This window comes from Marinobacter sp. KMM 10035 (genome assembly GCF_046537445.1).
Taxonomy (GTDB): domain Bacteria; phylum Pseudomonadota; class Gammaproteobacteria; order Pseudomonadales; family Oleiphilaceae; genus Marinobacter; species Marinobacter sediminicola.
The window spans coordinates 1,402,412-1,416,932 of the sequence record NZ_JBBVMG010000001.1 but is presented as its reverse complement, the minus strand read 5'-3'; the positions used below and the strand labels follow the sequence as shown (position 1 = coordinate 1,416,932).

The following is a 14,521-nucleotide window of genomic DNA, read 5'->3' as shown; positions in this document are numbered from 1 at the left end:
CCCTCGCTGCTGACTTTAATGTCGGCGCGTTGGCATTCCATATGGAATGAAACCCAAAGCGATCGAACGACACAGTTCACTTCGGAAACCCACTGTGTCCCGAAGGGATTGATTGAGATACAGTTTCGCTATGAAGCAAACACCCCACAAACTCCAAGGAGTTTTAAATGTTAAGTTCATCGGAAGGTAAAAAAGTCCCCCAGGTTACGTTTCCCATTCGTCGTGACAACGAATGGCAGTCGGTAACCAGTGACGAGTTGTTCAACGGGCAAACGGTGATTGTGTTCGCCTTGCCGGGCGCGTTTACACCCACCTGTTCAAGCACTCACTTGCCGCGATACAACGAGCTGGCACCGGTATTCAAAGAACTGGGCGTAGACCGGGTAATCTGCTTGTCGGTGAACGATCCGTTCGTTATGCAGGCGTGGGCTGAAGATCAGCACGCCGACAACATCGAATTCATTCCAGATGGCAACGGCGACTTCTCCCGTGAAATGGGCATGCTGGTCAGCAAGAGTGCCATCGGGTTTGGCGACCGCAGCTGGCGCTATTCCATGCTGGTAAAAGATGGCACCATCGAGAAAATGTTCATTGAGCCAGACAGCCCTGGTGACCCGTTTGAAGTGTCTGACGCCGACACAATGCTCAACTATATCAAGCCGGATGCAACCTTGCCTGCACGGGTAACAGTATTCACGAAACCCGGGTGCCCCCACTGTACCCGCGCTAAATCGCTGCTACAGAACAAGGGTTTCAAGTATGAAGAGATTACGCTGGGCAGTGGCGGCTTGTCATACAGCACCCTGCAAGCAGTAACCGGCAAGGGCACAACCCCGCAAGTATTTATCGACGGCAAGCTGGTTGGCGGCGCCGATGAACTCGAAGCGTTGATGGCCAAGCGCTGATTGCTCTGCAATGTATATATGCCCGGGCATAGCCTGTTCGGGCATATATTTCTGGCAATTCAGTCATTATCAATCACCCCCCATACCCTTTAGAATAGTCGCCCCGGAAAGCCCGGTATTTTTCGGCTACCCAAACCTGTGCGCGATTATTTGATGACTCAATCACCCTCACATTCTGCCGGGGTTTCACCGCCAAGGCTGCTGCAACTGCTGGCCCAATCCGGGGCGCCGCTTGCCGACGGCCCGCTGCCCTGTTGCGGCGAGCGCCTGGGGCGACTGTTTGGGCTTTCAGACACCCTGGTTCTGGATTCTGCGATTGCCTTTCGAACCCGCCATCCGGGCATGAACCAAGGGCCAACGTTTAAACGAATCATTCAGGAACTGGCCACCACTCGCACAGCACTCGTTCGAAAAATCTCCACGTACGGCGATGACATCGAGCCAACAAATAATGTGGATTTTGAACTGTATTTGAATAGCTGGCTCACCCTGCAACGCAGAGTGGTCGGCGCAAGCCGCCAACTTCGCGACAAAACCCGAAAGGCGATGAAGGAGCACAACCAGAATCTGGCCAGGCTGGCAGAGCTGGATTCAACCTTCGACCACGCGATGACCGGGTACACCAGCCAGTGTTTCTCTCATATTTCCAAAGTGCTGGAGCAGCGATTCCAGGCGCTTTCCCCAGCAGAACAAACAACCTCTGACCACTCCCTCGAAACCGGTATTGCGCCGGATGATTGGCTTCACCGTTACTGCGAAGAAGCGCAGAATCTTTTACTCGCTGAACTGGATGTTCGGCTGGAGCCAGTACTGGGGTTACTTGAGGCCTGCCACAACGAGGTAATGGATTCTCCATGAGCAGACTTTTCTTCTTTTTCGCTTTTGCCATAGGTTTGGCGGTAACGGCCTGGATTGGCCAGCGCTTTTTAGGCTCTGACCTGCTGGCGCTTTCCGTCACGGTCATCATTGCAGCTGTATACACGCTGGGCTTTGTTGAGTTGATGGGGTTCCGGAGCACAACCCGGAAACTGCAACAGAAGCTGAGCACCACACCGGAAAGCCGCGAACAAGTTACAAGCTGGCTCTCTGGCCTACCTGAGCAAGTGCAGTTTTCAGTGCAGAGACGCATTGACGGGCACTTTGCTGCACTGCCAAGCCCGCAGTTTACGCCCTACCTGGTCGGCTTACTGGTTATGCTCGGCCTGCTGGGCACCTTTGCCGGCATGATTGTGACCTTGAGCGGTGCGGCATCTGCATTGGATGGCAGCACCGAACTCAGTGTGATTCGCAGCGCACTGGCGGCCCCGATTGCCGGCCTGAGCCTGGCCTTCGGCACGTCCATCGCCGGCGTGGCAGCGTCTGCCATGCTGGGGCTGGCCTCCACCCTCAGCCGCCGGGAACTGTTACAGGTCTCCCGCCAGCTGGATAAAACCCTGCGCCAGCGGTTGCACCACCTATCGGCGGACTACCAGCGCCAACAGGCTTTCAAAGCACTGGAATCCCAAGCGGATGCCCTGCCCCAAATGGCTACGGCTATGGAATCCATGACCGCCCGCATGGAGCAGCTAGGCCAGCAGCTGGAGCAATCCCTTACCCGAAATCAACAGGAATTCCACACAACCGTTGGCGGCCACTACCAGACTCTGGCAACGTCCGTGGCCGAGTCACTTGAGAAAGCTCTGGAATCGAGCAGCCGCCTGGCCGCTGAACGCATAGAGCCGATCGTTACCGAAGCCATGGCAAGCCTACAGTCCAGCGCCGGAAAGCTGCACGAAGACTGGTCTGCCACCACCAAGCAACAACTAACTGCACTCACCGAAATCTTCCAGACGCAAAGCACCAAGCTTGCCACTCAACAGCAACAAGGCCTGGATACTCTCATCACCCGTATCAGCGAGCAGCTCTCTCAATTGCATAAGCAAGAAGCGGCCCGAGGCGAGGCAGCCAATGACCGTTTGGCCCAGCTTGAAGTTATCGTCACCAAGCACCTGACTGAATTGGGCGCAGGCTTGGAAGCCCCCATGACCCGCTTGATAGAAACCGCGTCGGAAACCCCGAAAGCCGCCGCCCAGGTAATCTCGCAGCTGCAAAGCGAGATGACCCGCAACAGCGAACGGGAAAACCAACTGTTGGAAGAGCGCCAGCGGCTGGTTCAGGAACTGGACAGCCTTCTCGAATCCCAGCGCAACAACGCAGACAGCCAGCGCGAGGCGGTGGATTCTCTTATCAGCGGCGCAGGTGAGACCCTCACAGGCATAAGCGAACGCTTCAATGTTCTGATCCAGGAGCAAAGCCAGCAACTCGGCAAGTTGGGCGAAGACATCACCGGCAGCAGCCAGGAAGTCGGCGCCCTCAGTGAATCCTTCCTTGCCGCAGTGGAACTGTTCAGCGCGTCCAACTCCCAGCTGCAGGAAAGCCTGACTAACATCCAGAAAGCACTGGATAACGCCGGCAACCGCCACGACGAACAACTGGCCTATTACGTTGCCCAGGCCCGAGAAGTCATCGACCTCTCCGTAAGCTCCCAGAAAGATGTGATTGATGCGGCTTCGGCTCTGATCGCCAATCACGCCGAGACCAGCGGAGCCAGTTGATGGAATATCTGGAAGACGGTGAACAGCAGTCCACTCCAATCTGGGCAATATTCTCAGACCTGATGGCCGCGCTGGTGGGTATTCTGGTGCTGATACTGGTGTGGGTGATTGGCGTTCAACTGGAACTGAGCCAATCCCTGGAGGAAGAGAAAGCCAAGCGGGAAGCCGAAGAACAGAAGCGCATTGCCCTGGAGCAAGCACTGGAAGACCCGCTCACCAAAGGCCTGGTAACCTTTCACAACGGCCGCATTGGCATCAGCGGCAACGTGCTGTTTGAACTGAACTCGGATCAGCTGCAGGCCGACGGCGTAGAAGTATTGGAAACCCTCATCACCCCGCTGCAAACCTATCTGACTCAGCACCAGGAACTGCTGATGATCAGCGGCTTCACCGATGACCTCCCCATGCACAGCGGCAACCGGTATCAAGACAACTGGGGGCTGTCTGCCCAGAGAGCGCTGACAGTCACCCGAACATTAATCGAACTTGGCCTGCCTAACGACCGGGTATTCGCCGCCGCCTTTGGCCCGCACCACCCGGCGGTGCCCAATATTGATGCTGAATCCCGTGCTCAGAACCGGCGGGTAGAAATCAGCACTGTGCCTCTGGCACCTCAAGCACCTGCAAATCCCGAAGCGGAATCTGGTGACAGATGAATGCGATAGCGGAAGCCACTGCTTTGCATACGCAACTGGAAGACCTTCGAAACTCCGGAGCCGACCAGATGAACCCGGTTCGCTTTCGCTATCTTGAAGCTCTGGCGATGCGCTTGGAAGCAAAAGGCCTGCAGCACACCCGGCACTGGCAGAAGCTGGAGCAGGCAGTCGCCGACTACAAAACACGATTCGAAGTACCCCAGCAGTCAACACAAGCCATTGAAACCCGCGCATCTTCGCTGCTCTCAGCTCTGCTGGACAGGCTCAATCAAACCCAGAGTGCACCTCAAACACAACCCCAGTCGACACTGGAACAGTTGGTGTTTGGAGTGTCCGAAGAAGGCTCAGAAGCTCCTCAGCGCGCTGCAACTGCCAATCCCCGTCAGCCACTAAAAGCCATGACCAGAGCATCGGCGGACCGTGGCGAGCAAGCCCTCCAGGACCGTGTTCGCAACGCTATCGAACAGGCTCCTGAAGATGCTGGCCCTATGAATGCCCACCGCCTGGTGAGCTTGGCAATGGCCGAAATGCAGAGGTTGTCACCGGAATATTTGAACCGGCTAGTGAAATACACCGATACGCTGATGGCGCTGGAAAGATTGGGGCGAAAGGGATTGAGCTCGTGAGCATGATCAATGCATTCGCAGTATCAAACTACCGCAGCCTGAAGAGCGTTGTCGCGCCTTTGGCGGGTCTTAATGTGGTTACGGGCCCAAACGGCTGCGGCAAATCCAACCTGTACAAATCTCTGCGCCTGCTCGCAGAAGCAGCGAAAGGAAACCTGATTTCGTCGATCGCACAGGAAGGCGGGCTGGATTACACCTTCTGGGCCGGGCCTGACAACATTACCAGCGGCATGAGAGAAGGCTCCGCACCTGTTCAAGGCTCTGCACGAAAACACAACTCACGCCTGAGGCTGGGCTTTGCGGGTGAAGAGTTCAGTTACGCCATATCATTGGGAATGCCAGCACCACAGGGATTTGCCGGCTACAAAGATCCCTCCATGTTTCAGTTCGACCCCGAAATAAAACGCGAATGCATTTGGGTGGGCGATGTTTGCCGACCCAGCAGCTGCCTGATCGACCGGGTCGGGCCTATCGTAAAAGTACGCTCCGGCCGAGAATGGGAAGTGTATAACGCTCACCTCAACTCCTACGAAAGCATCCTCAACGAAATCAGCGACCCGGTGGCTGTGCCTGAGGTGCACGCGGTGCGACAAACGATCCGCAACTGGCGCTTCTACGATCAGTTCAGAACCGATCCCGACTCCATCATTCGTACGCCACAGATAGGCACACGAACCCCTGTACTCGACCACGATGGCCATAGCCTGGTTGCTGCTCTGCGAACCATCCATGAGATAGGCGACCGCCAAGCGTTATACCACGCGATTGAGGATGCTTTTCCCGGCGCAACAATAAACTTTTCTGCAGACTCAGGTAATCGCTTTGTTCTGGAGTTCCTTCAGGATGGTCTTTTGCGGCCTCTGAACCAGGCAGAACTTTCTGATGGAACGCTGCGCTACCTCCTGCTGGTGGCAGCCTTACTGACACCCCGGCCCCCTTCCCTGCTGGTGTTGAACGAGCCGGAAACCAGCCTGCACCCAGATCTGCTTCCTGCACTTGGGCGGCTGATTATCCGTGCCTCGCGGGAGACTCAGGTTTGGGTGGTTTCCCACGCACCACGGCTGGTAGCCACACTGGAAAGGGATGGTGACTGCAACTCGATTGCCCTGAACAAAGAACTGGGTGAAACCGTTGTTGTGGGCCAGGGGTTATTGGACGCACCACCCTGGCAATGGCCTGATTAATGTTGATGCTTTGAACATCACAGAAACGCGCTAACCATACCCACACTACTGACCACCAACAGCACCACACCCAGCATGCGGAAAAACACCGGTGTTTCCGCCTTCAGAATGCGCTCGTGAAAACGTAGCCCGATCACATGCCCTACCGCAGCACACGGCAGTAACCAAAGGTGATGGATCAACTGCAGATCAAGCCCAACCCAGATGAACGCTGCCAGTTTGATCAACACCAGAATAAACCAAAGGCCAAATAAGGTATCGCGCAGCTTCTCCCGTGCCACATGCTGGGAGGCAACCGCAATGATCAGCGGCGCGCCGATCAGCGAGGTGCCGCTGATGTAACCACCGGCCATCAGCAAGATCACATCCACGGTTTTACTTCTGCTGCGGAAAGGTCGGTTGATGATGTATGACACTGAGTAGATCGCAACAATCACGAAAATAATCGCACTCAGTACATGGGGTGGCAGCGTAAACAGGCCAAAGACGCCAATCAGTTTGGGTACCAGCATGATGCCCAGCATCCGCCAGAGGTAGGGCCAGTCAACCGTGCCCTCGGGGGCTTTAGCGGCTGCATCTGGCCCGAACCCGGTCAGCTTCTGGCTGCCATCGCCGGCTTTTCTGGTGCGGCTTTTACGATTGTTCATCCAGATGGTCAAAGAAGAGAAAAACAGCAGGTGCACTGCAATGATAGGCAGAAATATTAGCGGGTCATCTTTCACCAGCAACAGAAAAGGCAGCGACAACACCGCACCGCCAAAGCCCAGCCCTGAGCGCACGAAGCCACTCCAGATGAAGATAAGGGCTACCAAGGCATACTGGATTAGAGAAAAATCGGACATAATTTCCTGTGCTGTGGAAAACAAAAAACACCGGGCAAAGCCCGGTGCACATCCTTCCTATTTTCCGCCGAAGCGGCTGACCTTTGCGCTTAGTCGCTAACAGGCCCTTCCTTGATAGCGTTACGCATACGGCGGCGCAGAATCGGCCCAACCAGCGTTGGCAACACCAAACCAAGGCCGGCTACCAGCCACAATCCTATCGACAATGGGCTCGACCAGAGTGTGGTCCAATCACCATCCGACAGTATCAGCGCATGGCCCAGGTTCTTCTCCATTTCTGGCCCCAAAAGGAGGCCCAGAATAATGGGCACCAAGGGAATTTCCAGCTTTCTCAGAAGATACCCGCCAACACCAAACAGAATCATGAAGTACAGATCGAAGGTGCTGTGGCTGATGGAGTAGATGCCCACGAACGCCACCATGGTGACTATCGGCAGCAGGTACATCGGCGGCACGGACAGCAGCCTTACAAACACGCCAATCATCGGAATGTTCAGTATCAGCAGCAGCACGTTACCGATCAGCAGCGCGGCAATAACGCCCCACACAATATCAGCGTTCTGGGTGAACATCAGAGGCCCAGGCGTAATATTGAGGGAAATCAACATCGCCAGCAATACTGCTGTAGTCCCACTTCCTGGGACACCCAAGGTTAGCATGGGCACCAAGGCACCCGACGCCGCACCATTGTTACCGGCTTCTGGCGCCACAACACCACGAATATCGCCCTCACCAAAGCGGCCTTTTTTGCCCAGTACCGACTTCTCAAGGGTATAGCTGATAAAGCTTCCCAGAGAGGCTCCCGCACCTGGCAGCACTCCGGCGATAAAGCCGAGCAAACCACCACGCAACTGAGTGGGTACTGTCGACACGACCTCTTTGAAGGTCAGCGTCATCTTGCCCATTTTCACTTTGCTGCGGCCTTTGCCCATGCGTGCTTCTACAAAAAACAGAAGCTCGGATATGGCAAACAAGCCCACAATCGCCAAGATGAAGTCGATGCCCTCATACAGCTCCAGCACACCCCCGGTGTACCTCTGGGTGCCGGTAGAGATATCGATTCCCACGGTGGAAATCATGATGCCCAGTGCAGCTGCAATCACCGTCTTCATCGGGTTCTTGCCGGTTATACCCCCCAGCGTAGCGAAGGCAAGCAAGAACAGCGCGAAGTACTCCGCCGGCCCGAAGGTCAGCGCAAAGCGCGCCAGCACCGGTGCCAACATGATCAGCCCTATGGTACCGATCAAACTGCCCGCGAAGGAGGCTATCGCCGATATGGCCAAGGCATCTGCCGCCCGACCTTTTTGCGCCATGGGATAGCCGTCGAGGCAGGTCATCATGGCGGGTTCATCGCCCGGAATATTCAGCAGAATCGACGATATCCGGCCGCCGTACATGGCACCCGCATAAACCGATGTGAGCAGAATCATTGCTGTTTCAGGCGGCAAGCCCAAGGTAAAGGCAAGAGGTATCAGAATGGCCACACCGTTTGCCGGGCCCAAGCCTGGCAGGCAACCAATCAACGTGCCCACAAAGGCACCAAAGAGCGCAAACATCAGGTTGTACGGCGTTAACGCTACCGCAAACCCGTCCATCAGAAAGCCAAGTGTTTCCATGGTCAAAAGTCTCCCAACAAGCCAGTGGGCAGGCTCAGAGACAAGCCATAGTTAAATAGCCCAAACACCACAATGGCACTGACCAGACCAACTGCAAACGCGGATTTAGCAGGTGCACCCATGCGCCAGCTTAAAGCGCCAACCGCGAGGGTAGTGGAGATAACAAAGCCCAATGGCTCAAGCAGCAGCGCGTAAATCACCAGTACAATGATCGAAACCACCAACTCCAGGGCTGTTTTTCCTACAGGCCACTGGGTATCAGCATCCGGTTTGACCATCAAGTACAGGCTGCCCACCGCCAGCACAACGGCCAGCATGGTGGGAAAGGTTTCCGGCCCTACCCCTTCGGATCCACCGAAGGGTTCAGGCCACTGTTGCGCCACCCAGCCATAGGCAACCGCTACCACCAACAGGCACAAGCCCAGAATACGGTCGCCCAGGCCAGTCATTTCAGTAGACCGATTTCCCGGGACAGGGTTTCAATGTCCTGCACCTGGTTGGTTACAAAGCTTTCAAACTCACCGGCTTTCGGGTGGAACGGAATCAGGCCGTTGCTCTTCATTACCGCCTTCCACTCATCACTGGCGTACAAGGTGTCTACCGCATCTACCCAGTACTTCTGAGCTTCTGCAGAGGTCTCTTTCGGCATATAGAATCCACGCCAGTTGGGGCCAAGCGCATCAATGCCTTGTTCGCGAGCGGTTGGGATGTGGCTGAATTTGCCCGGCAGGCGCTCTTCAGAAAGCACTGCAATCACGCGCAGATCACCGGAATCCATAAAGCCGGTTGCTTCCGATACGTCACCTGTGAACGCATCCACCTGGCCACCCACTACCTGGGTCATGGCTTCGCCACCGTTGTTGTACGACAGGTAAGGAATAGAAGGGAGGTTTTCAGCACCAGCTGCTTTTGCTGCGATAAGCACCTTCAGGTGATCCCAGCCGCCACGGGCACTGCCACCAGCAAACTTGACCGAACGCGGGTTCTCTTTCAGCGCGTCCATTAACTGGTTCAGGTTTTCGTACTTGGAATCTTTACTCACTGCGATGATGCCGTAGTCTGCGCCTAGTGCACCGACCCACTTCACCATTGAAGCATCCATACCGGGGAACTGCTTCTGAGCCAACCGCGTAGTTGTAGCGGTAGAGGCCGCGACAATCAGTTTTTCGTCGTTTTTACGCTTACTTACAGTGTGGGCATACGCTACGCCACCACCTGCACCCGCCATGTTTACTGTCTGAACAGAGCCGCTTACCAAGTCCAGATCCTGCATAACCTTACCCACACTGCGGCAGGTAAAATCCCAACCGCCGCCGGGATCAGCCGGTGCAAGGCACTCAACTTTTCCGCTGGGCTCCCATGCCATGGCTGACATACTGAACGCAGCCGCTGCTGCAAATGCTATTGTTGTTTTGAAAAACATATTCATCACCTCATTGTTGTTTCAATAAACAGACTAGAAGGCAATCCGTATTTTCTGAAGTTTGCGAGCGTAATTCACTTAAAAAAACTAATGCGCTTTTTGTTCATAAAGTTCACGGGCAAACCCGGTTAGGGTGTTTTACTCTGAACGTTGCCGCCAATAGACGAATCTGATTGAAGCCTATGCCTGCAAAGCGTCGCACAAAGCTCAAAACCCGCATGATTCTCACCCTGGGTTTGCTGAGCGCATTACAAACCCTGTTTATTGGCCTGTTTGCCGGTTACTACCTGAGCGAATCCTTGTATAACGAGATTGGCCAGCGCGCTCTGATGGTGGCTAAAACCATCGCCGCAAGCCCCTCAATTATAGATGGCATTCAGCAACGTAACATTGAAGACCTGAACACCCTCACCCACACTCTAGCCACCACCAACGAAGCCCTGTTTATTGTAATTGGCGATCACGATGCCATCCGCCTGGCTCATCCCTCGCCAAGCCGCATTGGGCACTCAATGGCCGACGACGATGGCGATCACGGCTATCAAGCACTGGTAGAGGGTGAGGGTTATATCGCCCGGGCCTTGGGTAATCTGGGCGAGTCCATGCGCGGCAAAGCACCGGTATTTGACCCCGCCAGCGGCGCCATCATCGGGATAGTGTCGGTGGGGTACAGCGTGGCCCAGGTTGAGGCCACTGTGCAGCACTACAACTTCATACTTTACGGCGTTCTGGGCGTCGTGTTGTTGGTGAGTATTCTGGCCGCTGTGGTGATTGCCAGCCGTTTTAAAAGCGCAATTTTTGGCCTGGAACCGGAAGAAATTGCCGGCCTGTTCCAGGAGCGGGACGCCACTCTGCAATCCGTGCGTGAAGGCATCATCGCCATCAATCGCGATGGTGTTATAACTACTGTTAATCTCGCCGCTTTGACCACCCTGGGCCTGGATGAAAACACGCCGATAGCCGGCCGGCCCATTCTCGACATAATCCCGGAAAGCGACCTGATGTCGGTGTTAACCAGTGGCATACCGGATTTCGATCGTGAGATATGGCTTCGCAACAAGCAGATGGTGGTCAACAGATTACCCATGCGCCAAGGCGACGACATTATCGGGGTAGTGGCCAGCTTCCGCCTGCGCAACGAGCTGGATCACGTTAGCCAGCAACTCACCCACATTCAGCAATATGCCGATACGCTGCGTAGCCAGACCCACGAATACTCCAACAAACTGCACACCATTGCCGGATTGATCCAACTGGGCGCTTACGACGATGCACTAGGGCTTATCGGCAGCGAAGTGAGCAGCCACCAGGCTCTGATTCACCTGCTACTGGAAGCCGTGCCAGACCCGATCATTGCTGGCTGCCTGCTGGGCAAACACAACCGCGCGCGGGAAATGGGCCTGCACCTGGACATAGACCCTGGCAGCCAGATGACGGACCTGCCAGACAACCTGCCACGGGATCAGCTAGTGAGCGTGCTGGGCAACCTGATTGATAACGCTCTGGAAGCCACCCGCCGCCACACAGGCGCAAACGGTCGGGTGCAGTTATCTATGACAGATCTTGGCCAGGAACTGATCTTTGAAGTGGAAGATCAGGGCCCGGGTGTGGCGCCCGAACTGCAAAACCAGATTTTTGAGAAGGGCGTAACCAGCAAAGCCGGCCATAAACACGGATATGGGCTACATTTGGTACGCAAGTTTCTGGATAGCTGGGGCGGCTCGATTACGGTGGAAAACCTGAGCGTGGCTGGTGGCAGCCGCTTCACTCTATACTTACCCAAAAAACCAACAGGCAGGAGCCCATCGTGCCCCCCATCCGACTGCTGATCGCCGAAGACGACCGCCAGATTGCGGAAATCCAACGCCGCTTTGTTCAGCGCCTGGACCAGGTGGAGCTGTGCGGCATAGCCCATACCCTGGCCGATGCCCGGGAACAGGCTGAGGTACTGCAGCCCGACCTGATATTGCTGGACGTGTATTTTCCCGACGGCAGCGGATTGGATTTATTGCGGGAGCTTCGCGCCAGTGACAACAGCACCGATATCATTCTGATCACCGCTGCTAAAGAAGTGGAAACACTACGCACAGCCCTGCGCGGCGGCGTGTTTGATTACATTCTGAAACCACTGGTATTTGAACGGCTGGAAGAAGCCATCAACCGGTTTCGCGACCACCTTGCGCGCCTGTCGGCACTAAAACACCTGGGGCAGGATGAAGTAGACGCCCTACTCCCACGCAACACCGGCGACACAAACCAGGATCACCATCACCGCCTGCCAAAAGGCATTGATGTTATTACCCTCGATAAGATTCGTGAACTGATTGCAGGCGGCAAGCCCTGGAGCGCGGAAGAAGTCGGCAGCGCCATGGGCGCATCCCGCACAACTGCCAGGCGCTATCTGGAATACATGACCGGCACAGGCACCGTTGTGGCCGAAGTCAGCTATGGCAGCATCGGCCGACCAGAACGGCGCTACAAAAAGCTGTAAACCAACCTCTACTTTGTGCGAACAAACACCCAGTTGGTCCCGACGTTGTCGCACACAATGATACTGCGATCGATGGTCACACACTGAGCCAGGCTTTCTGGCAGTTCATCGTGGTAGCGGGCTTTCACGCCCAGAGTTTTTCGATCCTGCTTGAGCAACTCGTAGGTTTGATCCATACGCTCGGAGAAATCCACGCCACCGCTTTCAAGGGTGTAAAAGGCGTTATGAAATGCCGTGAAACTCATGGTGTTTGCGCCAAGACCAATGGCCAGCATTTTTGGGATGTAACGATCATAAGCGGCCGAAAGATAGCCTCGCACGGCTTCATCATCGTTACGCACACCATCGAACGGCTCGATTCCGAGGCGGTTACCCGGCTCCAGAACACCATTTTCCAGTGATGCCAGAGAGCGATTGCCCGCCAGCGTATAGGCCGCATTCGGGCACTGAATCAGCTCACCGCTCAATCGGCAATCCGCCAAGCCTTGGGCAATCGGCGGTTCAGAGACGGACTCCTTCGCGAATTCCCGCTGCGGTGTGGCCGCCTCTGGTTTGCGCTCGGGCTTGGGTTTAGGCTCAGGCTTGGCCGCAACCTCGGGCAATGTAAGACTCAAACGCTTGGCAGGTTGCCGTAACAACAGCGCCTGCACCTTTGGATCATTGCGTTTGAAATCCGCCATGGAAGGCAGGCCCGCACCGCCACCGCGCTCGACAATTTCGCAGTACATGCGTTCGAGGTCCGACTGAGCAGACACCAGACAAGTTTCATTCGCGCCGGCAGTCGAAACCCAGCCAGCGGCAAATAGTATGAGCAATTGTTTGCGAAACGCGATCACTGCAACTCCATTGGGTGCACTTTTACTGCTCACCATACAACGCGACCATTGGGAACAGAACTGCAAGAGAAACGGCTTAGATCTCAACAACTCTATCTGCAGCAAAGAGCGGTGGGTCGTATTCTCTGGGATAAGCGCCCGGATTGGCGAATACGCGAGTACCCTCTACCTGTAAATCAACGGGCTCATGAACGTGGCCGTGAACCCACAGATCCATCCTCCCCATCAGCGCCTGCAAGTTCGAAGCAAAGGCTGGCGACAAGGAGTCTCCCTGGTACTTGGGCGGAATGCACTCTGGTAACGGAGCATGGTGGCTAACCACCACTCGGGGGCCAGGTGCGGGTTGGCTTAACTCCGCTTCAAGCCAGGCGATGGCTTCCCCATGCAACCTCTGGCTCTCATCAACTGTAAACACCTCACCGGCTGGCTGCTGGATAATTCGAAAATCCGGCATAAACGCCAGTGCACGTTGACGGGTTCCCACCGGATCATCATTCGGCTGGCCTTGGTAGAGTCCAAAATCTGTCCATAACGTGGTGCCGTGAAACCGCACACCATCAATGTCTACCGTATCGTTATCAAGCAGATGAATCCCCAGCCGCTGGGCTTCGGCTCGCAATGCTTCGCGGGCCTCGGGCATACTGGTTCCGTAGAACTCATGGTTACCCGCAACGTAAATTATCTCCTGCCCGCCAAACCGCTCTGCTGCCCAAGCAAGGCCTTCCGTTGTGCGATGAATATCACCGGCAAGGATAACCACATCTGCGGCCACTTCGGGCAGCTCACGGCCTTCCTGAAAACACTCAACGTGCAAATCAGACAGTATTCGCAAGCGCAACGTCACATCTCCTCGGAGAACCGCTATAAATCGCGGTTTTTAATCACTCATTGGCACGGGTTTTCTATCCGCTTTTTGATACAGCGGGTGCGCCGGCTCACCTGATTTGTTCAACTTCAAGCAGTGCAGGTTCGGCAGAAGCCCCTTCACCTGATCAGAGCGGCCAAGAAATGAACCATCATTTCCCCATGCAGCCACAACCAAACCCGCATCGCCAGACAGCTTTATTAGCCACTCGTTGTTCTCAGAGCCTACTGGATCTGATGCCACCTTCATATCATTTGGCGCAGTGGCTCGAAACGCAAAAATGTTCGCCATGCACACACCACCATACCCCCAGGATTTTGCATAGTTGATGCATCGGATTAGTGTTGGGTCGTCAGTCGTCTCATCCGCAGTGGATGGATTGAGCCCCACAAACATCACATAGGGTTTCGATTCATCCCATGTTCGCCACAGGGCGAAACGGTATTTCCTGCACTCGGATAATTTAGCTGTGTTTTTCAATGC

Annotated in this window: 15 protein-coding genes; 8 read left to right on the top strand and 7 right to left on the bottom strand. The window is 55.3% G+C overall.

Annotation, left to right across the window (positions count from 1 at the left end; translation table 11 throughout):
* Nucleotides 1–167 precede the first annotated feature (167 nt).
* The 6 genes from AADB16_RS06345 to AADB16_RS06320 all read left to right on the top strand — a co-directional run bounded on the left by AADB16_RS06345 (nt 168) and on the right by AADB16_RS06320 (nt 5,965).
* On the top strand, nt 168–905 hold the full coding sequence (locus tag AADB16_RS06345; protein WP_309043598.1) for a glutathione peroxidase: 738 nt from the start codon (nt 168–170) through the stop codon (nt 903–905).
* Nucleotides 906–1,058: 153 nt separating this feature from the next.
* Nucleotides 1,059–1,763, top strand: coding sequence for a DUF3348 family protein (locus AADB16_RS06340; protein WP_410802090.1), 705 nt, complete (start codon nt 1,059–1,061; stop codon nt 1,761–1,763).
* Entirely contained in the window at nt 1,760–3,499 is a 1,740-nt protein-coding gene (locus AADB16_RS06335) for a DUF802 domain-containing protein (RefSeq protein ID WP_410802088.1), read from the top strand. Before AADB16_RS06340 ends, AADB16_RS06335 begins: the two co-directional genes overlap by 4 nt.
* Complete coding sequence (locus AADB16_RS06330; protein ID WP_410802086.1) at nt 3,499–4,155, top strand: OmpA family protein; 657 nt, start codon at nt 3,499–3,501, stop codon at nt 4,153–4,155. Before AADB16_RS06335 ends, AADB16_RS06330 begins: the two co-directional genes overlap by 1 nt.
* Entirely contained in the window at nt 4,152–4,781 is a 630-nt protein-coding gene (locus AADB16_RS06325; protein ID WP_410802084.1) for a DUF2894 domain-containing protein, read from the top strand. Before AADB16_RS06330 ends, AADB16_RS06325 begins: the two co-directional genes overlap by 4 nt.
* A gap of 2 nt (nt 4,782–4,783) precedes the next feature.
* Nucleotides 4,784–5,965 (top strand): AAA family ATPase, encoded by a 1,182-nt coding sequence (locus tag AADB16_RS06320; protein ID WP_410803599.1) that lies wholly within the window; start codon nt 4,784–4,786, stop codon nt 5,963–5,965.
* A 17-nt stretch (nt 5,966–5,982) separates the two neighbouring features.
* On the opposite strand, the gene AADB16_RS06315 is transcribed toward AADB16_RS06320, so the two are convergent.
* The 4 genes from AADB16_RS06315 to AADB16_RS06300 all read right to left on the bottom strand — a co-directional run bounded on the left by AADB16_RS06315 (nt 5,983) and on the right by AADB16_RS06300 (nt 9,846).
* Nucleotides 5,983–6,807, bottom strand: a complete 825-nt coding sequence (locus AADB16_RS06315; RefSeq protein ID WP_410802082.1) for a TSUP family transporter — start codon at nt 6,805–6,807, stop codon at nt 5,983–5,985.
* An 89-nt stretch (nt 6,808–6,896) separates the two neighbouring features.
* On the bottom strand, nt 6,897–8,423 hold the full coding sequence (locus tag AADB16_RS06310) for a tripartite tricarboxylate transporter permease (RefSeq protein WP_309043605.1): 1,527 nt from the start codon (nt 8,421–8,423) through the stop codon (nt 6,897–6,899).
* Between the two features lie 2 nt (nt 8,424–8,425).
* Nucleotides 8,426–8,872: a tripartite tricarboxylate transporter TctB family protein gene (locus AADB16_RS06305; protein WP_309043606.1), complete on the bottom strand. Its 447-nt coding sequence runs from the start codon at nt 8,870–8,872 to the stop codon at nt 8,426–8,428.
* The gene (locus AADB16_RS06300; protein WP_410802080.1) at nt 8,869–9,846 is read right to left on the bottom strand and encodes a Bug family tripartite tricarboxylate transporter substrate binding protein; all 978 of its coding nucleotides are present in this window, start codon (nt 9,844–9,846) and stop codon (nt 8,869–8,871) included. Before AADB16_RS06300 ends, AADB16_RS06305 begins: the two co-directional genes overlap by 4 nt.
* Before the next feature lie 182 nt (nt 9,847–10,028).
* Between AADB16_RS06300 and AADB16_RS06295 the strand changes: the two genes are divergently transcribed.
* Nucleotides 10,029–11,675: an ATP-binding protein gene (locus AADB16_RS06295; RefSeq protein WP_410802078.1), complete on the top strand. Its 1,647-nt coding sequence runs from the start codon at nt 10,029–10,031 to the stop codon at nt 11,673–11,675.
* Nucleotides 11,654–12,337, top strand: coding sequence for a response regulator (locus tag AADB16_RS06290; protein WP_309043609.1), 684 nt, complete (start codon nt 11,654–11,656; stop codon nt 12,335–12,337). The genes AADB16_RS06295 and AADB16_RS06290 overlap by 22 nt, the downstream gene beginning before the upstream one ends.
* 8 nt (nt 12,338–12,345) lie before the next feature.
* Here AADB16_RS06290 and AADB16_RS06285 read toward each other — a convergent pair whose 3' ends face one another.
* The 3 genes from AADB16_RS06285 to AADB16_RS06275 all read right to left on the bottom strand — a co-directional run bounded on the left by AADB16_RS06285 (nt 12,346) and on the right by AADB16_RS06275 (nt 14,518).
* A complete protein-coding gene (locus AADB16_RS06285; protein ID WP_410802076.1) occupies nt 12,346–13,092 on the bottom strand; it encodes a hypothetical protein in 747 nt (248 codons plus the stop codon).
* 157 nt (nt 13,093–13,249) lie between these two features.
* On the bottom strand, nt 13,250–14,017 hold the full coding sequence (locus AADB16_RS06280; protein ID WP_410802074.1) for a metallophosphoesterase: 768 nt from the start codon (nt 14,015–14,017) through the stop codon (nt 13,250–13,252).
* A 33-nt stretch (nt 14,018–14,050) separates the two neighbouring features.
* On the bottom strand, nt 14,051–14,518 hold the full coding sequence (locus tag AADB16_RS06275) for a DUF1643 domain-containing protein (RefSeq protein WP_410802072.1): 468 nt from the start codon (nt 14,516–14,518) through the stop codon (nt 14,051–14,053).
* Nucleotides 14,519–14,521 lie beyond the last annotated feature (3 nt).

What these genes read in the sequence shown, in the direction of transcription:
- AADB16_RS06345 (WP_309043598.1), top strand. Translation starts at nt 168, where the DNA reads ATGTTAAGTTCATCGGAAGGTAAAAAAGTCCCCCAGGTTACGTTTCCC.
- AADB16_RS06340 (WP_410802090.1), top strand. Translation starts at nt 1,059, where the DNA reads ATGACTCAATCACCCTCACATTCTGCCGGGGTTTCACCGCCAAGGCTG.
- AADB16_RS06335 (WP_410802088.1), top strand. Translation starts at nt 1,760, where the DNA reads ATGAGCAGACTTTTCTTCTTTTTCGCTTTTGCCATAGGTTTGGCGGTA.
- AADB16_RS06330 (WP_410802086.1), top strand. Translation starts at nt 3,499, where the DNA reads ATGGAATATCTGGAAGACGGTGAACAGCAGTCCACTCCAATCTGGGCA.
- AADB16_RS06325 (WP_410802084.1), top strand. Translation starts at nt 4,152, where the DNA reads ATGAATGCGATAGCGGAAGCCACTGCTTTGCATACGCAACTGGAAGAC.
- AADB16_RS06320 (WP_410803599.1), top strand. Translation starts at nt 4,784, where the DNA reads ATGATCAATGCATTCGCAGTATCAAACTACCGCAGCCTGAAGAGCGTT.
- AADB16_RS06315 (WP_410802082.1), bottom strand. Translation starts at nt 6,807, where the DNA reads ATGTCCGATTTTTCTCTAATCCAGTATGCCTTGGTAGCCCTTATCTTC.
- AADB16_RS06310 (WP_309043605.1), bottom strand. Translation starts at nt 8,423, where the DNA reads ATGGAAACACTTGGCTTTCTGATGGACGGGTTTGCGGTAGCGTTAACG.
- AADB16_RS06305 (WP_309043606.1), bottom strand. Translation starts at nt 8,872, where the DNA reads ATGACTGGCCTGGGCGACCGTATTCTGGGCTTGTGCCTGTTGGTGGTA.
- AADB16_RS06300 (WP_410802080.1), bottom strand. Translation starts at nt 9,846, where the DNA reads ATGTTTTTCAAAACAACAATAGCATTTGCAGCAGCGGCTGCGTTCAGT.
- AADB16_RS06295 (WP_410802078.1), top strand. Translation starts at nt 10,029, where the DNA reads ATGCCTGCAAAGCGTCGCACAAAGCTCAAAACCCGCATGATTCTCACC.